At 66.5% G+C, this 21,706-nt stretch carries 25 protein-coding genes; 9 read left to right on the top strand and 16 right to left on the bottom strand.

Going from position 1 to position 21,706, the window contains the following annotated elements; genetic code table 11:
- Positions 1–13: 13 nt before the first annotated feature.
- Positions 14–1,882, top strand: a complete 1,869-nt coding sequence (locus AC07TU_RS15920; RefSeq protein ID WP_495188890.1) for a M1 family metallopeptidase — start codon at positions 14–16, stop codon at positions 1,880–1,882.
- On the opposite strand, the gene AC07TU_RS15915 is transcribed toward AC07TU_RS15920, so the two are convergent.
- The 6 genes from AC07TU_RS15915 to AC07TU_RS15890 are packed head-to-tail and all read right to left on the bottom strand — an operon-like array spanning position 1,883 to position 8,231.
- Positions 1,883–3,499: an acyl-CoA dehydrogenase family protein gene (locus AC07TU_RS15915; RefSeq protein WP_495188889.1), complete on the bottom strand. Its 1,617-nt coding sequence runs from the start codon at positions 3,497–3,499 to the stop codon at positions 1,883–1,885.
- Between the two features lie 27 nt (positions 3,500–3,526).
- Positions 3,527–5,065, bottom strand: a complete 1,539-nt coding sequence (locus AC07TU_RS15910) for a DUF4403 family protein (RefSeq protein WP_495188888.1) — start codon at positions 5,063–5,065, stop codon at positions 3,527–3,529.
- Positions 5,066–5,081: 16 nt separating this feature from the next.
- A complete protein-coding gene (locus AC07TU_RS15905) occupies positions 5,082–5,411 on the bottom strand; it encodes a DUF423 domain-containing protein (protein ID WP_066576113.1) in 330 nt (109 codons plus the stop codon).
- Positions 5,408–7,225 carry a cation:proton antiporter domain-containing protein gene (locus AC07TU_RS15900; RefSeq protein ID WP_495188887.1) on the bottom strand — a complete coding sequence of 606 codons (1,818 nt, stop codon included), beginning with the start codon at positions 7,223–7,225 and terminating at the stop codon, positions 5,408–5,410. Before AC07TU_RS15900 ends, AC07TU_RS15905 begins: the two co-directional genes overlap by 4 nt.
- Complete coding sequence (locus AC07TU_RS15895) at positions 7,225–7,659, bottom strand: iron-sulfur cluster assembly scaffold protein (RefSeq protein ID WP_495188886.1); 435 nt, start codon at positions 7,657–7,659, stop codon at positions 7,225–7,227. The genes AC07TU_RS15900 and AC07TU_RS15895 overlap by 1 nt, the downstream gene beginning before the upstream one ends.
- Positions 7,656–8,231: a CvpA family protein gene (locus AC07TU_RS15890; RefSeq protein WP_495189027.1), complete on the bottom strand. Its 576-nt coding sequence runs from the start codon at positions 8,229–8,231 to the stop codon at positions 7,656–7,658. The genes AC07TU_RS15895 and AC07TU_RS15890 overlap by 4 nt, the downstream gene beginning before the upstream one ends.
- A 108-nt stretch (positions 8,232–8,339) precedes the next feature.
- Here AC07TU_RS15890 and AC07TU_RS15885 point away from each other — a divergent pair, with 108 nt between their 5' ends.
- From AC07TU_RS15885 to ndhC, 5 genes are all read left to right on the top strand, one after another.
- Positions 8,340–9,221: a DMT family transporter gene (locus AC07TU_RS15885; protein WP_495188885.1), complete on the top strand. Its 882-nt coding sequence runs from the start codon at positions 8,340–8,342 to the stop codon at positions 9,219–9,221.
- Positions 9,222–9,311: 90 nt separating this feature from the next.
- Positions 9,312–9,827, top strand: coding sequence for a DUF2975 domain-containing protein (locus AC07TU_RS15880; protein ID WP_495188884.1), 516 nt, complete (start codon positions 9,312–9,314; stop codon positions 9,825–9,827).
- Positions 9,827–10,036, top strand: coding sequence for a helix-turn-helix domain-containing protein (locus tag AC07TU_RS15875; protein WP_495188883.1), 210 nt, complete (start codon positions 9,827–9,829; stop codon positions 10,034–10,036). Before AC07TU_RS15880 ends, AC07TU_RS15875 begins: the two co-directional genes overlap by 1 nt.
- 127 nt (positions 10,037–10,163) lie before the next feature.
- On the top strand, positions 10,164–10,484 hold the full coding sequence (locus tag AC07TU_RS15870; RefSeq protein ID WP_066576127.1) for a DMT family transporter: 321 nt from the start codon (positions 10,164–10,166) through the stop codon (positions 10,482–10,484).
- Between the two features lie 91 nt (positions 10,485–10,575).
- Positions 10,576–10,953 (top strand): NADH-quinone oxidoreductase subunit A, encoded by a 378-nt coding sequence (gene ndhC / locus AC07TU_RS15865; protein ID WP_495161942.1) that lies wholly within the window; start codon positions 10,576–10,578, stop codon positions 10,951–10,953.
- A gap of 6 nt (positions 10,954–10,959) precedes the next feature.
- On the opposite strand, the gene AC07TU_RS15860 is transcribed toward ndhC, so the two are convergent.
- The 4 genes from AC07TU_RS15860 to AC07TU_RS15845 form a co-directional block, all read right to left on the bottom strand.
- Complete coding sequence (locus AC07TU_RS15860) at positions 10,960–11,499, bottom strand: hypothetical protein (protein ID WP_495188882.1); 540 nt, start codon at positions 11,497–11,499, stop codon at positions 10,960–10,962.
- Positions 11,500–11,575: 76 nt separating this feature from the next.
- Complete coding sequence (gene radA, locus AC07TU_RS15855; protein WP_495188881.1) at positions 11,576–12,943, bottom strand: DNA repair protein RadA; 1,368 nt, start codon at positions 12,941–12,943, stop codon at positions 11,576–11,578.
- A gap of 132 nt (positions 12,944–13,075) precedes the next feature.
- Positions 13,076–13,405 carry a hypothetical protein gene (locus AC07TU_RS15850; RefSeq protein WP_495188880.1) on the bottom strand — a complete coding sequence of 110 codons (330 nt, stop codon included), beginning with the start codon at positions 13,403–13,405 and terminating at the stop codon, positions 13,076–13,078.
- A gap of 71 nt (positions 13,406–13,476) precedes the next feature.
- The gene (locus tag AC07TU_RS15845; RefSeq protein ID WP_495188879.1) at positions 13,477–14,178 is read right to left on the bottom strand and encodes a helix-turn-helix transcriptional regulator; all 702 of its coding nucleotides are present in this window, start codon (positions 14,176–14,178) and stop codon (positions 13,477–13,479) included.
- Positions 14,179–14,450: 272 nt separating this feature from the next.
- On the opposite strand from AC07TU_RS15845, the gene AC07TU_RS15840 reads away from it, so the two are divergent.
- A complete protein-coding gene (locus AC07TU_RS15840; RefSeq protein WP_495188878.1) occupies positions 14,451–15,050 on the top strand; it encodes a glutathione S-transferase family protein in 600 nt (199 codons plus the stop codon).
- A 75-nt stretch (positions 15,051–15,125) separates the two neighbouring features.
- Here AC07TU_RS15840 and AC07TU_RS15835 read toward each other — a convergent pair whose 3' ends face one another.
- Positions 15,126–15,518: a RidA family protein gene (locus AC07TU_RS15835; RefSeq protein WP_495188877.1), complete on the bottom strand. Its 393-nt coding sequence runs from the start codon at positions 15,516–15,518 to the stop codon at positions 15,126–15,128.
- 111 nt (positions 15,519–15,629) lie between these two features.
- Complete coding sequence (locus AC07TU_RS15830) at positions 15,630–16,325, bottom strand: glutathione S-transferase N-terminal domain-containing protein (protein WP_495188876.1); 696 nt, start codon at positions 16,323–16,325, stop codon at positions 15,630–15,632.
- A 67-nt stretch (positions 16,326–16,392) separates the two neighbouring features.
- Between AC07TU_RS15830 and AC07TU_RS15825 the strand changes: the two genes are divergently transcribed.
- Positions 16,393–17,538: a glycosyltransferase family 4 protein gene (locus AC07TU_RS15825; protein WP_495188875.1), complete on the top strand. Its 1,146-nt coding sequence runs from the start codon at positions 16,393–16,395 to the stop codon at positions 17,536–17,538.
- Positions 17,539–17,685: 147 nt separating this feature from the next.
- Here the strand turns inward: AC07TU_RS15825 and AC07TU_RS15820 are convergent, their stop codons facing one another.
- Both AC07TU_RS15820 and AC07TU_RS15815 read right to left on the bottom strand, forming a co-directional pair.
- Entirely contained in the window at positions 17,686–18,000 is a 315-nt protein-coding gene (locus AC07TU_RS15820) for a DUF2218 domain-containing protein (RefSeq protein ID WP_495188874.1), read from the bottom strand.
- Positions 18,001–18,564, bottom strand: coding sequence for a PadR family transcriptional regulator (locus AC07TU_RS15815; protein WP_495188873.1), 564 nt, complete (start codon positions 18,562–18,564; stop codon positions 18,001–18,003).
- Between the two features lie 319 nt (positions 18,565–18,883).
- Here AC07TU_RS15815 and AC07TU_RS15810 point away from each other — a divergent pair, with 319 nt between their 5' ends.
- Positions 18,884–20,200 carry a replication-associated recombination protein A gene (locus AC07TU_RS15810; RefSeq protein ID WP_495188872.1) on the top strand — a complete coding sequence of 439 codons (1,317 nt, stop codon included), beginning with the start codon at positions 18,884–18,886 and terminating at the stop codon, positions 20,198–20,200.
- Here the strand turns inward: AC07TU_RS15810 and AC07TU_RS15805 are convergent.
- Together AC07TU_RS15805 and AC07TU_RS15800 are read right to left on the bottom strand one after the other, a co-directional pair.
- Positions 20,116–21,309, bottom strand: coding sequence for an FtsW/RodA/SpoVE family cell cycle protein (locus tag AC07TU_RS15805; protein ID WP_495188871.1), 1,194 nt, complete (start codon positions 21,307–21,309; stop codon positions 20,116–20,118). The genes AC07TU_RS15810 and AC07TU_RS15805 overlap by 85 nt on opposite strands.
- On the bottom strand, positions 21,306–21,617 hold the full coding sequence (locus AC07TU_RS15800) for a PadR family transcriptional regulator (RefSeq protein WP_495188870.1): 312 nt from the start codon (positions 21,615–21,617) through the stop codon (positions 21,306–21,308). Before AC07TU_RS15800 ends, AC07TU_RS15805 begins: the two co-directional genes overlap by 4 nt.
- Between the last annotated feature and the right edge of the window lie 89 nt (positions 21,618–21,706).

Here is a 21,706-nt window from a genome sequence, read left to right as displayed (position 1 = left end):
AGCAACACCGTCCATGCGTAACCTTGCCCTCGCAGCCCTGCTGCTCGCCACCGCCGCCTCCCCCGCTCTTGCGCAGAAGGTCGCGCCGATTCTGACCACGCCCGAGGCGAAGGATGCATGGACCCATGCCCGCCCCGCCGAGGCACGGGTGACGCATGTCGACCTCGACCTCGATGTCGATTTCGACAGCAAGACGATCGGCGGCACTGCAACGCTCGACATACTGGCAGCGAAGGGCGCGAAGGAGATCGTGCTCGATGTCCTGGACCTCGATATCCAGTCGATCACCGACGCCAGGGGCGGCAAGCTCGCCTACACCGTCGGCGCCAGGGACAAGGAGCTGGGCAGCGCGCTGACCATCCAGCTCGGCACGGCGAAGAAGATCCGCATCGCCTATCGCTCCAAACCCGGCGCGCAGGCCCTGCAATGGCTCACCCCCGAACAGACGCTGGGCAAGGCCAAGCCGTTCCTGTTCAGCCAGGGGCAGTCGATCAACAACCGCAGCTGGATCCCGACTCAGGACAGCCCCGGCATCCGCCAGACCTGGTCGGCGACGGTGCGCGTGCCCGACGGGCTGGTCGCGGCGATGAGCGCGCGTGCCGATACGCCGGCGGGAACCCCGGTGGCGGGCGGCAAGCGCGCCTTCCGCTTCACCATGACCAATCCGGTTCCGCCCTATCTGATCGCGATCGCGGTCGGCGACCTCAAATTCAAGGCGATCGGCCCGCGTTCGGGGGTTTGGTCGGAGCCCGGGATGCTCGACGCAGCCGTCGCCGAATTCGGCGATGTCGAGAAGATGATCGACGCGGCGCAGGCGCTCTACGGCCCCTATCGCTGGGGCCGCTACGACATGCTCGTCCTGCCGCCCTCCTTCCCGTACGGAGGCATGGAGAACCCCAACCTCACCTTCCTGACCCCGACTTTGCTCACCGGCGACCGCTCGAACACCGATGTCGTCGCGCACGAGCTGGCGCATAGCTGGTCGGGCAACCTCGTCACCAACGCCACCTGGGCGGACGGCTGGCTCAACGAAGGGTTCACGACCTATTTCGAGAACCGCATCATGGAATCGCTCTACGGCAAGGAGCGCGCTGCGATCTATTCCGACCTCGACTATGCGGGGATGGTCCGCGACGTGAAGAATGCGGGCGGCGATGCGGCCAAGAGCACCCGCCTGCACGGCGACCCCGGCGACGGCGCGGGGCAGCTTGATTATCTCAAGGGCAGCACCTTCCTGCGCACGATCGAAACCACGGTCGGCCGCGCCAAATGGGACGTGTATCTCAAGGGCTATTTCGACCGTCACGCCTTCCAGCCGCAGACCAGCGCCGGCTTCCTTGCGGATATCCGCAAGCATCTGATCAAGGGCGACAAGGCCCTCGAAGCCAAGCTCCAGCTCGATCGCTGGGTGTTCGAGCCGGGCATCCCGTCGAACGCCGTGCATGTGAAGTCGGAGACGCTGGCGCAGGTCGACGCGATGCTCGCCGCGTTCAATGCGGGCGGCCCCGCCAGCGCGATCAAGACCGATGGCTGGCAGACGCAGCAATGGCAGCGGCTGATCGGCGGGCTGCCGCGCCAGCAGAGCGCAGCGCGGCTGCAGGAGCTGGACGACGCGCTTGGCCTCACCAAATCGACCAACGCGTACATCCAGTCGGCCTGGTTCGATCTCGCCATCGCCAACCGCTATGACCCGATCGTCCTGGCGCTCGAGGAATATCTGACCCGTGTCGGCCGCAACCTGCTGGTGACCCCGCTCTATCGCGGGCTCAAGGCACAGGGCGATTGGGGCATGCCGATCGCCCAGCGCATCTTCGACAAGGCAAAGCCCGGATATCACCCGGTCACCGTCGGCGCAGTGACGCGGATTCTGGGCGGAAGCTGATCACGGCATCGCGCGCTCGATCAGGGCGCGCGTGTCGATGACCGTATCGAAGGCGCCATAGGCAGTCCCGCGCGGAGTCAGCCGCAACCGGCAGAACGCCTCCGCCGCCGGACTGTCCCAGCCGAGCAGCACCGCCGCCTGCGCCGCGAGCGCGAGCCGCTCGACCAGCAGCCGGGCATTGCCCTCATTCGCCGATTTGAGGTCGATCGCGCGGATCCACGCGTCATAGGCGGCATCGCGCCCGCGCTGCGCCGCCAAGAAGCCTTGCAGCGCCTCGACGCCCTCAGGCTCGCGGCCGATCGCGCGGAGCAGGTCGAGCGCAATGACGTTGCCCGACCCTTCCCAGATCGCGTTGAGCGGCGACTGGCGGAACAGCCGCGGCATCGGCCCCGCCTCGATATAGCCGGCGCCGCCATGGCATTCCATCGCCTCATAGACATGGCCGGGCGCGCGCTTGCACACCCAGTATTTGGCGATCGGGGTCAGCAGCCGCGCGACCGGATCGCTTTCGTCGAACGCCTGGGCCAGCCGCAGGCCGAGCGCAGTGGCGGCCTCGCTCTCCACCGCAAGATCGGCGAGCACCGCCGCCATCGCCGGCTGGTCGATCAGGCGGCGCTGGAAGGCCGAGCGGTGCGCGGTGTGCCACAGCGCCTGCGCCAGCGCGCCGCGCATCTGCTGTGCGGATCCGATCACGCAATCGAGCCGCGTGTGCTGGACCATCTGGATGATCGTCGCGACCCCGCGCCCCTCCTCGCCCAGACGTTGCGCGAGCGCGCCATGATATTCGATCTCGGACGACGCGTTGGAGCGGTCGCCGAGCTTGTCCTTGAGCCGCATCACCCGGAAGCCCGCGTTGCGCGTGCCGTCGGGCAGCCAGCGCGGGACGAGGAAACAGGTGAGGCCTCCCTCGGCATAAGCGAGCGTCAGGAAGGCGTCGCACATCGGCGCCGAGCAGAACCATTTATGGCCGGTCAGGCTGTACCAGCCGTCCTCTCCGGCGGGTTCGGCCCGCGTTGTGTTGGCGCGGACGTCCGAACCGCCCTGTTTCTCGGTCATCGCCATGCCGATCGTCACCCCGGCCTTTTCGGGTGCCGGACGTGAAGCAGGGTCGTAGCGGCCCGCAGTGATGCGCGGCACCCAATCGTCCGCGACCTCCGCCGTCGCGCGCAACGCCGGAACCGAAGCATAGGTCATCGTCATCGGGCAGCTCGTCCCCGAATCCGCCTGGCCGGTGAGGAACAGGATCGCGGCATGTGCGACATGCCCCGCCGGCGTCCCGTCCCACGCGATCGAGGCCAGCCCGCTCTCCAGCCCCAGCCGCATCAGCTGGTGATAGGCCGGATGGAAACGCACCTCGTCGATCCGCTGGCCATAGCGGTCGAAGCTGTCGAGCACTGGAATGTTGCGATTGGCCTCGACGCCCCAGTCGATCACCTCGGCCGACCCGCAACGCGCGCCCAGGGCCGACAGCCGCCCGGCATGCTGTGCTCCACCTGCCCGCGTGACCGCATCGGCCAGCGCGCGATCGCCGGTGAACAGGTTAACCTCCTCGAACGGCGGCGGCTGGTTCAGCACCTCATGCGTGTCGAACTGGACGATCGGGCGGATGCTGGACATGGCGTGGTTCCTCCGGAAGTGGTCAGCCTATCGCGCCGCTTTCGTCGCCTCCAGCGCCTTTGCCTTCTCCTTCGCCGCCTTCTTGGCTCTCCGCTCGGCAACCAGCACCGCCGCCCGGCGAGGGTTATGCGTCATCGCCGCGGTTGCCGTAGCGTCCGCCTCGACCAGGAAGCCTTCAGGGGCAAGGCGGACGTCGCGGATATGCGCCTGCCCCATATCGCCCTTGAACACAAAGCCCTCGAACGGCTGTTCCGCCAGCCAGGCATCGGCCTTGGCGAGTCCGTCGTCATAATCCTTGGTGAAGTCGTAGCGGATCGTGGCCATCATCCGGTCACGCAGCTTGGTCTGGTTGACCACCTGAAGCAGCGTATTGAACGCCTTGCTGTCGGTATCCCCGGCCACCGCCAGATCGCGGATACCGACGATACGCTTGTCGATATCGACCACGGGCTTGGCGACGAACCAGACACTCCCCTTGGTCGTCACCGTCCCGGTTCTGAGCGTCATGTCCACGCCCACCGCCACCTGCCCCTGCGGCGTGCCGTAGATGGTGACGCGATGATAGTCGGCGCTCGCCTTGAGCCCGCCCTTCAGCTCCACTGCGCGGAATTCGGGCACCTGCAATTCCCTCAGCGCCGCGCGCTCGAGCAACGGGTAGAGCACCAGCACCGGAACATGGACGTTGATCCCGCGCCCCGGCAAATTGCCCATCAGATTGGGCAGCGGCGTCACCGGCGGATCGGCGGGACGCTCGCCCAGCACCGTCTCGGTCTTGGCCTGCCCGGCAAAACCGACGACCAGGTTGCCGCCCTGCACCGAATAGCCCGAGAAGCCGACCCGCTCGGGCGTGAAGCGCGCCCAGATCTGCGGATTGGTCTTGACCCGCACCGAGGTGAAGCCCTTGGCCCAGATGCGCTGGACCTGCGACCGCGCCTGCACCTTGTCGAGATGGCGCGGCAGGGTGCGCTCAAGGCCCGACAGGATCTGCCGCAGCTTGGGATCGACCTTCGACGCAAAGGTGATCCGCCGGCCAAGGAAATCGATCCCGATCTTGTTGGTCCAGTTATAGTCCGCCGCGACCTTGGCATGCGGACGCCAGTCGCGGCTGAGGCTCAAGGTCACCCGCGCCGTCACGTTCATCGCGCCGGTCGCAGTCTCACGCTTGATGATCTTGCCGATATTCTCGGCGCGCACCACGGCGCTGACCGGCATCGACAGCCGCAGGACATTGCCCGATCCGGTGAGGCGGATGTGCCCGCGGCGGACGGTGCCGACCAGCCGGCAGCTGATATCGGGCAACAGCTTGCTCCTGGTCTTGATGCACGCCTGTTGCGGCTCGTCGATCCGCTCCAGCACCTGTGGCACCTCGGCATTGATCGTCGCCTCAAGCTCCTTGAGCGGGATCGAAACCGGGATACGGATGGTCGATGCCTGTTCCTTGAGGACCAAAGGCTCGGTGAGGCGCGGCGGCGCGGGGTTGGAGGCCTGATCGGTGCACGCCGCCAGTGACGTCAGGGCCAGCGGCGCGAGCAAAACGATGGCAATCCCGGTCAGCCCCCGCTGCATCCTGCCCCCTAAATTGTCAGCGCGTCGCGCTCCATGCGAGCCATAACCATCCCACAATCAGCGCGGTTCCGCCGATCGGGGTGATCGCGCCCAGCCAGCGCGGCCCGCCCAGCGCCATCGCATAGAGAGTCACCGCGAAGAGCGCGCCGCCCGCGACGAACAGCCAGCCCGGACCCTTCGCCCCCATCTGTGCCGCGACCAGCGCCGCGACAGCATGGATCAGCTGATATTGCCCGCCGGTCTTGAGCCATTCCTGCGCCTCGCCCGACGCGCCATGCGCGCCGAACGCGCCCGCACCGACCGCAATGGCGCCCGACAGCGCGGCGAGGATCACCAGCCAGTTCATCCGCAGTCACTCTCCGATTTGGGTTCGAGCGGTGCCGGCTTCTCGCGCCCGGCGCGCCAGTCGAGTTCGGGGTTGCCGATGATCGATTCGCGTGCCGCGCGGATATCGCCCGCCTCGTGCTGGATGCGCAGCCGTTCGCGGTCGCGGCGGCGGTAGAGGTCTTCGGTGCGGTCGATCTCCTGCGCATCGACGCCCACCGCATCCATCGCCCGCCGCGCCATGACGATCGCGGATTCAAGGACTTCGCGCACGACGCCCGTGGCTGCGCTTCCCTTGAGCTTGAGCAACGCGCGCCGGTCATAGGCGCGGACAAAGATCGACGCGTCCGGGAATGCCTCATGCACCGCCTCGACCAGCTCGGCGCTGACCTGATCACCATCGAGGCAGAACAGGATCAGCTCGGCATCGCCCGCCCCCGCCTGACGCAGCAGATCGAGCCTTGTGCCGTCGCCATAATAGACCTTGGCGCCGAACTGGCCGGCGATGTCGATCATCTCGATATCGGTGTCGATCAGCGTCACCGCGATGCCCTGTGCGTTGAGCATCTGGCCCACCGTTTGGCCGAAGCGGCCATAGCCGATGATCAGCGCGTTCGATCCGTCCGCCACCGGGCCTTCGCGCTCGCCCTCCGGACCGGTTTCCTCGGCGCGGAAGCGGCGGGTGAACATCATCAGGAACGGCGTGGTCGCCATCGACAGGGTGACGACCGCGCTGAACACGCTGACCGCCTCCGGGGCGATCAGCTGCGCGTCCTGCGCCTGCGCGAACAGCACGAAGGCGAATTCGCCGCCCTGGCTGAGCAGCAGACCCAGCGCCAGCGCCTGCCGCCAGCCCATGCGGAAAGCGAGGCCCAGGCCGGTGATGACCACCGCCTTGGTTGCGATCAGCGCCACCGCCATCGCGATCACGAAGAGCGGCCGCTCGGCGATCGCGCTGAGGTCGAGCAGCATCCCGACCGAGAGGAAGAACAGCCCGAGCAGGATCGAGCGGAACGGCTCGATATCCGCCTCGAGCTCGTGCCGGTACGGGCTGTCGGCGAGCATCACGCCCGCGACAAAGGCGCCGAGCGCGGTGGAAAGGCCGAGCGACTGCATCAGCGCTGCGCTCGCCACCACGGTGAACAGCCCTGCGAACACGAACAGCTCGCGCTCGCCCCAATTGCCGATCAGCCGGAACAGCGGCCGCAGCACATAGCGGCCCGCCAGCACGAGGCCCGCGATCGCGAGCACGGTGTAGAGCCCCAGCAGCCATCCCGGCGGCCCGCCCGCATCGGCGGGATTGCGGCTCATCACCGCGATGATCGTGATCAGCGGGACGATCGACAGGTCCTGGAACAGCAGGATCGAGAAGGCGCGCTCGCCGAACGGGGTACGCATCCGCCCCGCCGATTGCAGCATCGGCAGCACCTGAGCGGTCGATGACAGCGCCAGCGGCAGGCCCAGCGCCAGCGCAGCCTCGGGTGAGAAGCCCGCGCCGATCGCCACCACCGCGCTGATGACGAGGCCGCACAGCACGACCTGAAGCAGACCGAAGCCGAAAATATCCTGCTTCATCCGCCACAGCCGCGCCGGGCTCAGCTCGAGACCGACGAGGAACAGCAGCAGGGCGATGCCGAATTCGGCGATACCCATCTTGGTCTCGGCCTCGCCGACCAGGTTGAGCAGTTGCGGGCCGACCAGCGCGCCGGCGACGAGATAACCCAGCGTCGCGCCCAGTCCCATGCGGCGGAAGATCAGCACAAACACCAGCGCAAAGCCGAACAGCGGCGCATATTCGGCGATGTAAGTGTGCGCGGCGGCGGCCTCGTGTTCCATCAGGCGCGCACCTTGGCAGCATTGCGTGCAGCCTCAGCCACGGCTTCAAACCCCAGGCGGATCGAGGGATGCCGGGCGCTGTGCGGCAGCGCGGGGGCGAAGATGTCGAGGCCTGGCCATTCCGGCGGCGCATCGCGTTCGCCCGCCAGCCAGGCGGTGAGGTCGTCGCGCGCCGCCTCGAGCTCGTCCAGCGTCCGCCCCACCGCATGCGCGCCCATCAGCGACGCCGAAGCCTGCCCCAGCGCGCAGGCGCGGACGGTCATTCCGATCGCCGCCACCCTGCCCTCGCCGTCCAGATCGACATCGACCGCGACCCGGCTCCCGCAGACAGGCGAGCGCTTCTCGACGCTGGCCATCGGATCGGCCAGCCGCTCATGAAAGGGGATCGACGCCGCGAGCCGCAGAATCTGTGTGTTGTAGAGCGGCGCGTTCATTCGCCCGATGTATCGCGCCCGGCCCGGTTCGCAAGGCTCTGATTGCCCTCTTCCTCACCGAACACCGGCTCGCCGCGGCGGCGCTTGTCGACGAATTCGGCGATGCTCGCGCTGGTCGCGTTGAGCAGCGGATAGGTACGCGATTGCGTCATCCAGTCGGGCCGCTCCGACGGTCCGCCGCCGACCGTGTCCACCGCGAGCGTGACGAGCAGGAAGCCGAGGCTCACCAGGATCAGTCCCTTGACCGCGCCGAAGCCGAAGCCGAGCGCGCGATCGACCGGTCCGAGCAGCCCGCTGCGGGTGCGCGACCCGATCGCGTTCGCCACCAGCCGCCCGCCAAAGAAGGTGATGCCGGCGATCAGCGCAAAGGCCAGCACCGCCGCGCCCTGAACCGTCCCGACCGCATCGGCAAGGATCGCGGCGAGCGGCGTGTGGAGGAACTTGAGCGCGACCACCACCAGCAGCCAGGCCATCAGCGACAGCACTTCGGTGACGAAGCCGCGCATTACGCCCAGCACCGCTGCCCCCCCGACGGAGATCAGCACGATGATATCGATCGCGGTCAGTCCCATGCTCAACGACGTCCAGTTCCTTTGCCCGATCCCGCTCTTACCGCCGGGATGTGACTTGTCGAACCCCAGATTTAGGCTACGCGCCGCTTGATGCCCGATCCTGCCGCCATGCACACCAATCACACGGTCCGCGGCTTCACGCTGTTCATGGCCGGACTGGTGCTGTTCGCGTGCATGGACACGACGATCAAATATCTCGCCGCCTCCTATCCCGTACCGCTGATCGCGGCGGTGCGTTACGCCGTGAACCTCGTGTTGATGACGGCCTTGCTCGCGCCCTTTCACGGCCGCGAGATCGCCCGGACGCGGCGGACCGGCCTTGTCGTCGTCCGAGCCTGCACCCTTGCGCTCGGCACGCTCGCCGCGGGCTTCGCGCTCCAGCGGATGCCGGTCGCGGAGACGATGTCGATCATCTTCGTCGCGCCGATCATGGTGATCCTCGCCTCGGGCCCGCTGCTTGGCGAGCGGGTGAGCCGCAGCGGCTATCTCGCCGCCGCGACGGGTTTCATCGGGATCCTGCTCATCGCCCGGCCGGGCAGCGGGCTCGACCCGGCGGGGGTGTTCTGGGCCCTGCTGGCGATGACCACCACCACCGTCTATCAATTGCTCTCGCGCGTGCTGACCGCGAGCGAGAGCACGATCGCCCTGCTCTTCTACTCCGCGCTGGTGGGGACGATCGCCTATGGCATCGCCGCGCCCTGGTTCATCGGCGGCCCGCAGCCGGGACTGTTCGAGATCCTGCTGCTGATCAGCACCGGCGTCTATGGCGGGCTCGGCCATTTCCTGTTCACCGCCGCCTATCGCCACGCGCCTGCCTCGCTGCTTGCGCCGGCCAACTACGCCCAGCTGCTCTGGGCCGCGCTGCTCGGCTGGCTGGTGTTCGGTCATATCCCCGATCAATGGGGTCTGACCGGCATGGCGGTGATCGCCGGGTCGGGCGTGTTCGCCGCGCTTGGCACCCGCCGCCCGCCCGTCAAGCGAAGCGTCTAGGCGGTATATATCGTTTTTCGATAAATTCGTTTGACTGACAGCCGACCGCGATATATCGATATTCGATATTGACTATATCGGAGGTCGATAATGAATGGTGTCTCACGCAGCGATCCGCTGCTCACGATTACTCAGTTGCTCCTGCGGATCGGCATGGCCGTGCTCGCCCTTGGGATCGTATTGGCCGCCGGCGCGATCATCGCGCTGTTCTTCGTTCCCGGCCAGCAGCTGCTGCCACGGCTCTCCGCCGACGGCACGCTGGGCCTCGTCATCGCCGGCGCCGCACTTTGCGCGGTCATGATGGTCCTCTATTTCTTCTTCGTGCTGAACCTCAGCCGGATCGTCGCCACCGTCGGCACGGGCGATCCGTTCCAGCCTGAAAACGCCGACCGTCTGACCAAGATGGGCTGGCTCACCGTCGCGTTGCAGCTCTGCATGCTCGTCTTCGCCCCGCTCGTCGCCATGATCGCAGACCGGATCGGCGAGCCGGGCGGTGGGATCGACCTGACGTTCGACAGCCTGCTCCTCGCGCTCGTGCTGTTCGTCCTCGCCCGCGTCTTCCGCCACGGCACGGCGATGCGCGACGATCTTGAGGGGACGGTGTGATGGCGATCAACGTGATGCTCGACGATCTGCTGCACGAACGCCGCATGACCCTCACCGAATTTGCCGAGCGGATCGACCTGACCCTCGCCAATGCCTCGATCCTCAAGACCGGCAAGGCCAAGGCGATCCGCTTCACGACGCTGGAGGCGATGTGCCGGGTGCTGGACTGCCAGCCCGGTGACCTGCTCCGCTACGAACCCGAATCTTGACCCCGGCCCGAATCTTGACCCCGGCATCGGGCGGTCCTATGTGACCGCCCGAAGGCCACGTCCTTCCCCTGCATTGCGCAGGCTCCAAGTCCGGGACGGCCCGGCAGCTTTAGTCAAGGAAGCTGTCATGCCCTGGATTTATCTCACCGTTGCCGGCCTGCTCGAAATCGCCTGGGCGTTTCTGATGAAACAGTCCGACGGGTTCACCAAGCTCGGCCCCTCGATCGCCACGCTGGTCACCATGGCCGCAAGCTTTGCCTTGCTCTCGCTGGCGATGAAGTCGCTGCCGCTCGGCACCGCCTACACCATCTGGACCGGCATCGGCGCCGTCGGCGCGTTCGTCGTCGGCATCGCGGTGCTCGGCGAACAGGCGACGCCGATGCGCATCGTCGCCGCAGCGCTGATCGTCGGCGGCCTGGTGCTGATGAAGCTCTCGTCGCAGAGCTGATTCCCAAAAAGAAGGAGGCCACGCCCTCCCCTGCCCAATTGCAGGTCCAAGACCGGGACGGCCCGGCACCCCTTTCATCCAAGGAGTGCCCATGCCCCCTGCGCTGCTCGAATGGCTGCCGATCCTGTTGTTCCTCGGCGTCGCGCTATTGCTGTCGCTGGGTTTCGTGCTCGCGCCGATCGTCGCGTCGCGTTTCACCGGCACGCACCAGCCGACGCCGGAAAAGCTCACCGAGTATGAATGCGGCTTCCCCGCGTTCGAGGCGCCACGCAAGGGGTTCGACGTCCGCTTCTACCTCGTCGCGATCCTGTTCATCATCTTCGACCTCGAAGCGGCCTTCCTCTTCCCTTGGGCGGTCAGCGTGTTCGATGTCGGCTGGGAAGCCTGGATCGGGATGATGATCTTCCTCTTCGTGCTCACCTGCGGGCTGATCTACGAATGGAAGATGGGCGCGCTCGACTGGGAATGATCGCGTTCAGGACTTCCAGCCGATCGACTTGAAGAAGCGGTCGGACGGCCACCTCTTGTCGTTCTTGTAGTGGCGGACCGAATAGGACAGCCATTTATTGCCGACAATCATGTTGCGCGACACTTCGACCTGGGTGCGATCGTTGCCAAAGGTATCATATGTCCGCACGACCTCGACGCCACGCATGCCCGGCAGCAACATCTCCTCTGGACGCAAGGGACGCTGGCTGATCAGCGTCGCGCCGCTCAGCGCATCGCCTCCGGTCGACGTGAACTCCCTGAGCTTCGCATCGACGTCATAGGGTTTGTCGGCAATCACCGCCTGCAGGAAGAAAAAGGCCTCCATTTCGAAGTCGGCTTTGCGAATGGTGCTGTTGAGCTGGATCACGCGGCCTTTGGCGACATCGGTCCATTCGTCGAACCGCTCGGGCGTGCCGGGCAGCTCGGCAGTCAGCCCCGTCGGCTGGCTGTAGCGCTGCCATGTCGTCTGCGCGACGGCCGGCGCCGCAGTGATCGCTACGGCAGCGAATAATCCCCAAGTCCGCATATCCATTCCCCCCAAGAACCGATCACGCGAGCCTAGGACAAGCATTGAGAACGGCAAGGGAAATCCGCCAGCGCGTTCACCGCCCCAGCATATGCTCGACGAACCCGCCCAGGTTCTTGAAGCCGGTCAGCGCAACACTCCCTTCCTTGCCTTGCGCGGCGGGGGCGAGCGCGCGGGTGAAGCCGAGCTTGCCCGCTTCCTTGAGCCGCAGCGCGCCATGCGCGACCGGGCGCACCTCGCCCGACAACGCGATCTCGCCGAACACCACTGCGTCGGCCGCAACCGGCCGTTCGGACAGCGCCGACACCAATGCCGCCGCCACGGCAAGGTCCGCCGCCGGATCCTGGACGCGATAGCCGCCCGCGATGTTGAGATAGACTTCGCTGGTCGAGAAACTGAGCCCGCACCGCGCCTCCAGCACCGCCAGGATCATCGCCAGCCGCCCCGAATCCCAGCCGACCACCGCGCGCCGCGGGGTCGCCCCTGAGGCGAGCCGCACCACCAAAGCTTGGATCTCGACCAGCACCGGCCGGGTGCCTTCGAGCGCGGGGAAAACCACCGTCCCGGTTACGCTCTCGTCGCGGCTGGTGAGGAACAGCGACGATGGGTTGCCGACCTCGGCCAGCCCTTCGGACTGCATCGCGAACACGCCGATCTCGTCGGTGCCGCCGAAGCGGTTCTTCACCGCCCGCAGGATGCGATATTGGTGGCTGCGCTCGCCCTCGAACGCCAGCACGGTATCGACCATATGCTCGAGCACGCGCGGCCCGGCGAGGCTGCCGTCCTTGGTGACATGGCCGACCAGCACCACCGCCGTCCCGCGCTCCTTGGCGAAGCGGATCAGCTCCTGCGCCGATGCGCGTACCTGGCTCACCGTTCCCGGCGCACCCTCGATCAGGTCGCTGTGCATCGTCTGGATCGAATCGATGATCAGCAGCCGCGGCGCCGCGGCTCCGCCCAGCGTGGTCAGGATATCGCGGACCGATGTCGCCGCCGCCAATTGGACGGGCGCATTGCCCAACCCCAGCCGCCGCGCGCGCAGCCGCACCTGATCGGCCGCCTCCTCGCCCGAAACATAGGCGACACCAAGGCCTTGCAAGGCCATCTTGGCAGCCGCTTGCAGCAACAGGGTCGACTTACCGATCCCGGGATCACCGCCGATCAGCGTGGCGCTCGCCTCGACGAAACCGCCACCCAGCGCGCGATCCAGCTCGGCGATCCCGGTCGGCATCCGGTCGGGCAGCGGCACATCGGTATCGAGGCCGGACATCGAGATCATCCGCCCGCCGCCCTGCAGATTATGCTTGGCCTGGAACGGCGTCACGACGGCGCCGGCATCCTCCACCAGCGTATTCCAATCCCCGCAATCGGCACATTGCCCCGCCCATTTGGACGACACCGATCCGCATTGCTGACAGACATAACGCTTCTGAAGCTTGGCCATGTGGCCCGCTTAGCAGCAGCGGAACGAATTAGGAACAGCGTTTCGTTTCCCGCACGAATCCTTTCCGGCCGAACTCAACGGTATCGATCCGCAGGATTAGCTGATGGGGGTCGTGGACGTCTGGCTTGGTGATTACCTGATGCCGCGCTGTTCAATGCAGCTTCGCTGCTCAGCCGCATTCCATTGCGCGGCCACTGCATGAAGCCCAACCGATAACAGCGGCAAGGCGAGAGCAATCACAAACTTTCCGGTCTTCGGGGCAAGCTTCAGTCTTCCCATGAAAACTGCGTTCGTGAAAAACGCGACAACGATGCAGACCTGCGTGAAGATGTAAAACCAGCTCACCGGTTCGCATGGAATCGCCGTGCTAAGAAGCAGCCACGCGACCGAGGCGAGACCCGCGAGAAAGAAGGTGAAGCTCAGCACCGTGGCAAAGGCGGGAACTAGCCAACGTTCAAACATGCTGCCGACCTGCTTGCTGTGGGTGGTCCGGGGCAAACGCTTACCACAAGAGGCAGGATTGGAAATCGCCCCTATCGCGTCTCCCGATAATTCGCCTCCTGCATCTTGATCCATCGGCTCTTCAGCGCGCCCGGACGGTCCGGGTAGCGTTCCTCCCGAAACTCCGCCCCTTCGATCCGGTCGATGCGGAAGCTGCGAAAGTCATTGCGCAGTTCGCACCACGCGAACACCATCCGCACCGCGTCGCGATAGCCGATCAGGAAGGGCCAGATCGTCCGCCGCGACCGCCGCCCCTCGCCATCGCCATAGGCCAGGTCGAGCTTGAACCCGCGTCGGCACCACAGGCGCAGCTGGGCCATGTCGATCGGCTCGGGCTGCTCCTCTGCCCAGCGCGGCGGCGTCGCGACCACCGGCTCCAGGATCAGCGCGCGTAGATTCTCGGGCACGGTGGCGGCAAGCTTGGCGAGCAAATCCTCGGCGGCGCGCGCCAGCACGCGATCACCCTGCGCCTTGACCCATTGCGCGCCCAGCACCGCGGCCTCGACCTCATCGGTGGTCAGCATCAGCGGCGGCAGATCGAACCCGCTGTCGAGGACATAGCCGATCCCGGCCTCACCCCGGATCGGCACGCGCTGCGCCATCAGCGTGGCGATATCGCGGTAGATGGTGCGCTTCGACGTCTCCAGTTCCTCGGCGATCGCATCGGCGGTGACGGGACGGCTGTGGCGCCGCAGCAGCTGGATGATCTGAAAGAGACGGTCGGCGCGGCGCATGGGGCGATCCTTACATCTGGTCCGCCGTCACCCCGATCTTGTGCCGGGGTCCACCTTGCCGCGCGCTATGTACATCGAGCCTCTTGCCCCTCGCGTGCCGCCTCGGTGGACCCCGGCACAAGGCCGGGGTGACGGATAAGTCAGGCTGCTTCGCTGCAACCTCAATTTCAACCCTACTGCCATACTGCTGACAGCATGTTGGCAGCAGGGTGGCAGTAGCAGGGTTTCAACGACGGCGACACCCGCCGGCCGGAACCTGAAAGGACAGCGCGATGATCACCTTCTACCACTCGCCCGAAACCCGCTCGGGGCGCACCATGTGGCTGATGGAGGAAAGCGGTCTCCCCTTCGAGACGCGCTATGTCACGATCGAGCATATGGACGGCCGCGGCGCCATCGATCCCGCCAACATCCATCCCGATGGCCGCGTGCCCGCGATCGTCCATGACGGCGTGGTGATCTCCGAGAGCTACGCCATCGCCATCTATGTCAGCGACCTCGCCCCCGCATCGAACCTCGGCGCGCCCGAGGGCTCGGATGAGCGCGGTCCCTTCCTCGCCTGGCTGCTGTGGCTCGCAACCGAGATGGAGCCGTCGGTCTTCGGCCGTCTCTATGGCGGTGGCGACGGCAATCCGCGGACCGAACGCAACTACAAGCAGGTGATCCAGCGCCTCGAAACCGCGCTCGCCAACGGCCCCTATCTGATGGGCGATCGCTTCACCGCGGTCGATGTGATGGCCGGCGCGACGATCGCCTGGGCGCGCCACGCCTTTCCGGAGAGCGCCGCGATCGACGCCTGGCTCGCCCGCATCGCGGACCGCCCGGCGCACCAGCGGGCGTGCGAGAATGATGCGGAGCGCGTCGCCGCATAGGGCCACCACCCTCGAGGATTGATGCGATGCGGTGAGATGGCGTGGGTGGACGGGCGAACCAACCGCCGCCGCACGCTATCTTGCCGCCCCGATCGCCTGAATCGCGATCCCAGCGCCCAGGTGCAATTGCGGCGACACGAACACCCCTCGTGCCGGGCGGTGCTCGCCCAGCCGCACGGCATAGCCGCTATTCACGCGCGGCCAGTTGGCAATGTCGGTGACATAGATGCTCACGCTGACCAGCCGGTCGAGCCCGCTCCCCGCCGCCTCCAGGATTGCCGCGACATTGTCGAGCACCACGTCGCACTGCGCCTCGATCGTCTCGGGAATCGATCCGTCCGGTGCAATCGGCAGCTGCGCGGCGACGAAGATCAGCCCGTTGACCGCGATCGCCTGACTGTAATGCCCTTGCGGCACCGGCGCCGCATCGGTCAGGATCGGGATCAACGCATTCGTCTCGTCCGGCATCGTCACAGCTTCAACTCGGCGGAAATGGCGGTCACGATGCACGCCGGGCTGCCCCGCAAGGGCGCCCGCGTGAGGGCACCGGCCTGGTGAAATGCAGTCATCCTCATTCGCTCACCCCGCCTTGGTCACCTGCAAACCGCGCTGCACCGTCGGGCGCGCAAGGCCGCGCTCGAGCCATGCAGCAACATTCCCGAAATCATCGAACCCGACCAGATCGCGCGCCTCGTAGAAGCCGATCAGGTTGCGCACCCAGCCGAGCGAGGCGATGTCGGCGATCGAATAGTCGTCCATGATCCAGTCGCGGCCTTCAAGCCGCCCGTCCAGAACGCCCAGCAGCCGCTTGGATTCGTTGACGTACCGCTCCAGCGGGCGTTTGTCCTCGATCTCCCGCCCGGCGAATTTGTGGAAGAAGCCGAGTTGCCCGAACATCGGCCCGAGGCCACTCATCTGCCACATCAGCCACGCGATCGTCTCATAGCGCTGGGCCGGATCGAGGAACTTGCCCGTCTTCTCGGCGAGATAGATCAGGATCGCCCCGCTCTCGAACAACGGCAGCGGCTTGCCGTCCGGTCCGTTCGGATCGATCAGCGCCGGGATCTTGCCATTGGGGTTGAGACTCAGGAATTCGGGCGTCTTCTGGTCGTCGGTCGCGAAACTGATCACATGCGCTTCATAGGGCAGCCCCGTCTCCTCCAGCATGATCCCGATCTTCACCCCGTTCGGCGTGTTGAGCGAATAGAGCTGGATGCGGTCGGGATGCTGCGCCGGCCAGCGCTTCGTGATCGGGAACTGCGACAGATCGGACATGCGAGGAGCCTCCTGCGTTGAGGCGGCGAGATAGTCATGCCACATTCGCTGCGCTATGGGCGCGGCGATGAAAGCTTCCGACCTCCGCGTCGCCCTCTTCAGCGGCAACTATAACTATGTCCGCGACGGCGCCAACCAGGCTCTGAACAAGCTCGTCCGCCATCTGCTTGATGCAGGCGTGCAGGTCCGCGTTTATTCCCCCACCACCGACACGCCCGCCTTCCAGCCGCAAGGCGATCTGGTCAGCGTGCCGGCCTTCGCCATGCCCGGCGGGCGCGGCGAGTATAAGGTCGCGTTCGGCCTGCCCAAGGCGCCGCGCACCGATCTGGAAGCGTTCCAGCCCAATCTCGTCCATGTGTCGGCGCCCGAGTTCCTCGGCCACGCCGCCGTCGCCTGGGCGCGCGACAACGGCATCGCCAACGTCGCTTCACTCCACACGCGGTTCGAGACCTATCCGCGCTACTATGGCATCGGCTTTCTCGAGCCATGGCTGATCCGCCGCCTGACGCGCTTCTACAACAAGTTCGACCGCGTGCTGGTGCCAGGCAATTCGATCGCCGACCTCATCAAGGGCTGGGGCGTCCGCAGCCCGATCGGCATCTGGTCGCGCGGAGTCGACCATGCCCGCTTCAATCCGCAGCGCCGCGACGACGAATGGCGCCGCGGCCTCGGCATCCCCGATGACGTGCCCGCGATCGGCTTTCTCGGCCGCCTCGTGCTCGAAAAGGGGCTCGACATCTTCGCCGAGGTCGCGCGCGAGCTGAAGCGCCGCGAGGTGCCGCACCGCATCCTCGTCATCGGCGAGGGCCCGGCGCGCGACTGGTTCGCCGAGCGCGTGCCCGACGCGATCTTCACCGGCTTCCAGTCGGGCGACGATCTCGGCCGCGCGGTCGCGGGGATGGACGTGTTCTTCAACCCGTCGGTGACCGAGACCTTCGGCAACGTCACCGCCGAAGCGATGGCGTGCCGCGTGCCCGTGGTCGCCGCGAAGGCTACCGGCGCGATGGATCTGGTGGATGAGGGCGTCACCGGCTTCCTCGTCCCGCCGCGCGACGTCAACGCCTATGCCGACGCGATCGAGCGGCTTGCCCGCGATGCGGCGATGCGGCGCAGTTTCGGCGATGCTGGCCATGCCAAGATGCAGGCCTATGTCTGGGACCGCATCAACCAGGCGGTGCTGGACGCGTATCTCGACGTGATGGAAAACCGCTAATTCCTCTCCGGCACGGGGAGGGGGACCGCCGAAGGCGGTGGAGGGGCCGCCCCGCAGAGGGCGGGGAACCTTACCGCAAGCGCTGCCGTCTACGCGGCAGCCCCTCCGTCATCGCTTCGCGATGCCACCTCCCCCTCGGGGGAGGAATTATGACCAAACATACCCCAGCGGCGCCTCGCGGAACGCGAACCGGTCAACATGCCGCTCGACCGCGCCTTTCAGCCCCTCAAGCTGCCCTTCGGCGCTGGCATCGACGCGGATCGCCAGGCCATCGGGCTTCGCATCGAGCGTGACCAGCCCGTCGCCGGGCCAGTCCGCACCACGCGCATCCTTCGGGAACACGATCGTGCCGTGATCGGCCGAGAATTCGACCTTCAGATTATGCTCCCAATGCTTGCACAGCTGCTGGAGATAGCGGCTCGCCTTCTCCGTCTTCGCAAATCCGTTCGCGGTTACGCTCATTTACAGCCTCTCGATCTTGCGCGCCGCCTCGTCGATCAGGTCGGCGACCGCATGTAGGGTCTCCTGGCTCACCTCGCCATCGCCCAGCCGGTGCTGGAGAACCTGGCGAAGGTTGCCCATCGCGCGCCGCACCGGGCTGCCATGGCTGCGTGAGCGCATCGTGCCGATCTGGGTGAGCCGCTCCATCAGCGCCTCGACCTCTTCCTCGCGCTCGGTCAGGTACGCCTGACCGGCCGTGGTGATCGCGAACACCTTCTTGGCGTCGTCGCTCGCCTGCTCGGCGATCAGCTCCATGTCGGCGAGCATGGTCAGCGTCGGATAGACGACGCCGGGGCTCGGCGCATAGGCACCGCCGGTACGCTCCTCGATCTCGCGGATCAGATCATAGCCGTGACGCGGCGCTTCCTCGATCAGCTTGAGCAGCACGAGCCGCAGCTCGTCGCCCTGGAACATGCGCCGCCGCCCGCGCCCGCCGCCATGGCCCTCACCGCTGACATCCCATTCCACAGTGAACGGACCCCATTGGCGCCGCCCGCGCGGACCGAAGCCGCCGCCGAAGCGCATTTCTCCACGCGGCCCGCAGCCGCGATGATGATTTCCTCGAAACATTGTTGAACCTTTCAAATTCGAGTCGCGATGCGATTAAGATATATCTTAGAATGATCCACGCAAGATCTCTTCTGGAACAAATTCCTCCCCGGCACGGGGAGGTGGCATCGCGCAGCGATGACGGAGGGGCCGCCGCGGAACGCGGCGGTGGCGCTTTACTCACCCGGCCAACCGCCGAGCTTCGCCCGGCGGCCCCTCCACCATGCTCCGCATGGTCCCCCTCCCCGTACCGGGGAGGATTGAGGCCGTAGCGCCAGGCGCCTATCTACTCCCGATGGCCGATCTGTTCGGCGGTCTTCAGTCCGCCACCTCCCCTGACGATACCGCCACCGGCGGCCCGCTTGCCGACCGGCTGCGCCCGCAGCGGCTGGAGGATGTCGTCGGGCAGGATCATCTGACCGGCCCCGAAGGGGCGATCGGCCGCATGGTCGCGGCGGGCAAGCTGTCGTCGATCATCCTCTGGGGCCCGCCCGGCACCGGCAAGACCACCACCGCGCGCCTGCTCGCCGATGCGGTCGGCCTGCGCTTCGTCTCGATCAGCGCGGTCTTCTCCGGTGTCGCCGATTTGAAGAAGGTGTTCGCCGAGGCGAAGGACCATGCCCGGCTCGGCAAACGCACTTTGTTGTTCGTGGACGAGATCCACCGCTTCAACCGCTCGCAGCAGGATGGCTTCCTCCCCTTCGTCGAGGACGGCACCGTCACGCTGGTGGGCGCGACCACCGAGAATCCCAGCTTCGAGCTCAACGCCGCATTGCTCAGCCGCGCGCAGGTGCTGATCCTGCGCCGCCTCGACCACGCCGCACTTACCCTGCTGCTCGACCGGGCCGAGGCGATGGAGGAACGCCCCCTCCCCTTGACCCCCGAGGCGCGCGACGCGCTCGTCGCCAGCGCCGACGGCGACGGCCGCTTCCTGCTCAACCAGGCCGAGACCCTGTTCTCGGTCAGCTTCGAGGCGCCGCTCGATCCGTCGGCGCTCGGCGACTTCCTCCAGCGCCGCGTCGCGGTCTACGACAAGGACCGCGAGGGGCACTACAACCTCATCTCCGCGCTTCACAAATCGGTGCGCGGCAGCGACCCGCAGGCCGCGCTCTATTATCTCGCCCGCATGCTGACCGCGGGCGAGGAACCGCTTTATGTAATCCGTCGCCTCATCCGCATGGCAGTCGAGGATATCGGCCTCGCGGATCCCAATGCGATCACCCAGTGCCTTGCCGCCAAGGACACCTACGAATTCCTCGGTTCGCCGGAGGGCGAACTCGCGATCGCCCAAGCCTGCCTCTACGTCGCCACCGCCCCCAAATCGAATGCCGCCTACACCGCGCAGAAGGCGGCCTGGCGGGCGGCGAAGGAGACCGGCTCGCTGATGCCGCCTCAGAACATCCTCAATGCCCCGACGAAGCTGATGAAGGAGATCGGCTACGGCAAGGGCTATACCTACGACCATGATGCCGAGGGCGGCTTCTCCGGCGACAATTACTGGCCCGAGGAAATGGCGCCCCAGACCTTCTACACCCCCACCGATCGCGGCGTGGAGAAACGCATCGCCGAGCGCATGGCATGGTGGGACGAACGGCGGCGCGAACGCGGCTGATCCGCGGTATCGCCCGAACCCAGGGCCATGCTCGCGCACGCCGGCCAGCCGAGCATGCACAGGACATAGCCGATGATCGCGCTGCCACCATAGCCGACCAGCGGCGTGGGATAGTTGCCCAGCGCGGCGGCAGCGATGATCGCCAGCCACATTGCACCGAAAACGGCGTGGCTCGCCCGGTTGGCGCGATCCCCCGCCCAGCCGGCCATCGCCGGCACAAGCATCACACAGGCGCCCATGACCACCGCGGCCCCGGCCAGTGCATGCGCGTCGAACGCCGTATAGAGGATCTGATCGACATGCGGCACCGCCGGCTGGCGGTCAGGCCGAAGCATGGCCGCGCCGAACGCGCCCGTCGCGACAAAGGCGGCGATAACGGCGTTACGCTCTCTGCGAAACGCGAGCAGCGCCACCATCGCCAGCGCCAGCGCGCCGGTCATTGCGCGATCCGGCTGTAGTGCCAGCGCGGTCGCGGCGAAGACGATGCCCAGCGTCGCCGCGATGCTGCGCGTGCGGGCGAAGCACATCGCCAGCAGGGGGACGAGGATCAGCGACGGCTGAATGGAGACCCCGGCCAGCGAGACCCAGCGCGTCGTGCCATCGGCGCTCTTGCCCAGCATTGCGGTAGCGAGGATGGCGACAGCGGCGACAAGGACGATGACGGCATCCGGGACCCGGTAGCGGCGCGCAAGCGTGGCCGATACGCCGACACAGGCGAACCCCACCGCCAGCGCCGCCAGATTCATGATCAGGTAGCGCGCGGGCGCATCCGCCAGCGTCATGTAGACGATCCCCAGCCCGGTCGCGATTGCGGCGCAGATACCGCCAATAACATGTGGCCGCCGGGGAAAGCGCCCCCCGGGGTCCATCCCCACTTCCTCCATGTCCATCTCTCCTTGTCCGGTTTTCAGTTGTGCGACGTGAAAGCTGGCGGCCGCGTGGAGTGCGCCAAACACGCAGCCGAGCGCGTAGCGGACCGGCGAGTCACCGGTATCGATCGCCTCCAGTTCGTGTCGCATCGCCTGCCCCCATTGGCTCATCCGCGAAGGCAGGATCACTGCGGCCACGCGAACCAGCACCCGTGCAATATCGTGTTGCGAAGGGATCATGCGGGCTTCGCCGTGAATGCGGGACCGCGCGCCGACGCGGCCACGGGCGGATTGTCCTGCGCCAGACGCTGGCCGGTCGCGGTCAGGCGGTACATGTGGCGCGGCGGGCGTCCCGGCTCCGCAACGACCTTCCACTCCGCCTCCAGATAGCCTTGCGCCTCCAGGCGGATCAGCAGCGGATACAGCGTCCCCGATTTGACCCCCGCCTGCCGGCAGAGCTCATAGCCATGGGACCAGCCATCTCCGCATGAGGCAAGGATCGCGAGGACGTCGCGAGCGGCGGACGAAAGTGCGCGTTGTCGAACCATGCGCCATTAAATCTATATAGGTAGATTAATTGTCAAGCACGTCCCTCTTTCCCATCGACCCTTTAAATGTTGGAGTTCATCTGCTCTCA

It is taken from the genome of Sphingomonas sp. GW821-FHT03E12, from assembly GCF_059420685.1.
The sequence above is the reverse complement of the archived record's forward strand: the minus strand, read 5'-3'. Positions and strand labels throughout refer to the sequence as shown.

What these genes read in the sequence shown, in the direction of transcription:
- AC07TU_RS15810 (WP_495188872.1), top strand. Translation starts at nt 18,884, where the DNA reads ATGGCCGATCTGTTCGGCGGTCTTCAGTCCGCCACCTCCCCTGACGAT.
- radA (WP_495188881.1), bottom strand. Translation starts at nt 12,943, where the DNA reads ATGGCCAAGCTTCAGAAGCGTTATGTCTGTCAGCAATGCGGATCGGTG.
- AC07TU_RS15870 (WP_066576127.1), top strand. Translation starts at nt 10,164, where the DNA reads ATGCCCTGGATTTATCTCACCGTTGCCGGCCTGCTCGAAATCGCCTGG.
- AC07TU_RS15860 (WP_495188882.1), bottom strand. Translation starts at nt 11,499, where the DNA reads ATGCGGACTTGGGGATTATTCGCTGCCGTAGCGATCACTGCGGCGCCG.
- AC07TU_RS15835 (WP_495188877.1), bottom strand. Translation starts at nt 15,518, where the DNA reads ATGCCGGACGAGACGAATGCGTTGATCCCGATCCTGACCGATGCGGCG.
- AC07TU_RS15900 (WP_495188887.1), bottom strand. Translation starts at nt 7,225, where the DNA reads ATGGAACACGAGGCCGCCGCCGCGCACACTTACATCGCCGAATATGCG.
- AC07TU_RS15885 (WP_495188885.1), top strand. Translation starts at nt 8,340, where the DNA reads ATGCACACCAATCACACGGTCCGCGGCTTCACGCTGTTCATGGCCGGA.
- AC07TU_RS15895 (WP_495188886.1), bottom strand. Translation starts at nt 7,659, where the DNA reads ATGAACGCGCCGCTCTACAACACACAGATTCTGCGGCTCGCGGCGTCG.
- AC07TU_RS15850 (WP_495188880.1), bottom strand. Translation starts at nt 13,405, where the DNA reads ATGTTTGAACGTTGGCTAGTTCCCGCCTTTGCCACGGTGCTGAGCTTC.
- AC07TU_RS15920 (WP_495188890.1), top strand. Translation starts at nt 14, where the DNA reads ATGCGTAACCTTGCCCTCGCAGCCCTGCTGCTCGCCACCGCCGCCTCC.
- AC07TU_RS15845 (WP_495188879.1), bottom strand. Translation starts at nt 14,178, where the DNA reads ATGCGCCGCGCCGACCGTCTCTTTCAGATCATCCAGCTGCTGCGGCGC.
- AC07TU_RS15820 (WP_495188874.1), bottom strand. Translation starts at nt 18,000, where the DNA reads ATGAGCGTAACCGCGAACGGATTTGCGAAGACGGAGAAGGCGAGCCGC.
- ndhC (WP_495161942.1), top strand. Translation starts at nt 10,576, where the DNA reads ATGCCCCCTGCGCTGCTCGAATGGCTGCCGATCCTGTTGTTCCTCGGC.
- AC07TU_RS15815 (WP_495188873.1), bottom strand. Translation starts at nt 18,564, where the DNA reads ATGCGCTTCGGCGGCGGCTTCGGTCCGCGCGGGCGGCGCCAATGGGGT.
- AC07TU_RS15830 (WP_495188876.1), bottom strand. Translation starts at nt 16,325, where the DNA reads ATGTCCGATCTGTCGCAGTTCCCGATCACGAAGCGCTGGCCGGCGCAG.
- AC07TU_RS15875 (WP_495188883.1), top strand. Translation starts at nt 9,827, where the DNA reads ATGGCGATCAACGTGATGCTCGACGATCTGCTGCACGAACGCCGCATG.
- AC07TU_RS15915 (WP_495188889.1), bottom strand. Translation starts at nt 3,499, where the DNA reads ATGTCCAGCATCCGCCCGATCGTCCAGTTCGACACGCATGAGGTGCTG.
- AC07TU_RS15905 (WP_066576113.1), bottom strand. Translation starts at nt 5,411, where the DNA reads ATGAACTGGCTGGTGATCCTCGCCGCGCTGTCGGGCGCCATTGCGGTC.
- AC07TU_RS15805 (WP_495188871.1), bottom strand. Translation starts at nt 21,309, where the DNA reads ATGATCCCTTCGCAACACGATATTGCACGGGTGCTGGTTCGCGTGGCC.
- AC07TU_RS15840 (WP_495188878.1), top strand. Translation starts at nt 14,451, where the DNA reads ATGATCACCTTCTACCACTCGCCCGAAACCCGCTCGGGGCGCACCATG.
- AC07TU_RS15800 (WP_495188870.1), bottom strand. Translation starts at nt 21,617, where the DNA reads ATGGTTCGACAACGCGCACTTTCGTCCGCCGCTCGCGACGTCCTCGCG.
- AC07TU_RS15890 (WP_495189027.1), bottom strand. Translation starts at nt 8,231, where the DNA reads ATGGGACTGACCGCGATCGATATCATCGTGCTGATCTCCGTCGGGGGG.
- AC07TU_RS15910 (WP_495188888.1), bottom strand. Translation starts at nt 5,065, where the DNA reads ATGCAGCGGGGGCTGACCGGGATTGCCATCGTTTTGCTCGCGCCGCTG.
- AC07TU_RS15825 (WP_495188875.1), top strand. Translation starts at nt 16,393, where the DNA reads ATGAAAGCTTCCGACCTCCGCGTCGCCCTCTTCAGCGGCAACTATAAC.
- AC07TU_RS15880 (WP_495188884.1), top strand. Translation starts at nt 9,312, where the DNA reads ATGAATGGTGTCTCACGCAGCGATCCGCTGCTCACGATTACTCAGTTG.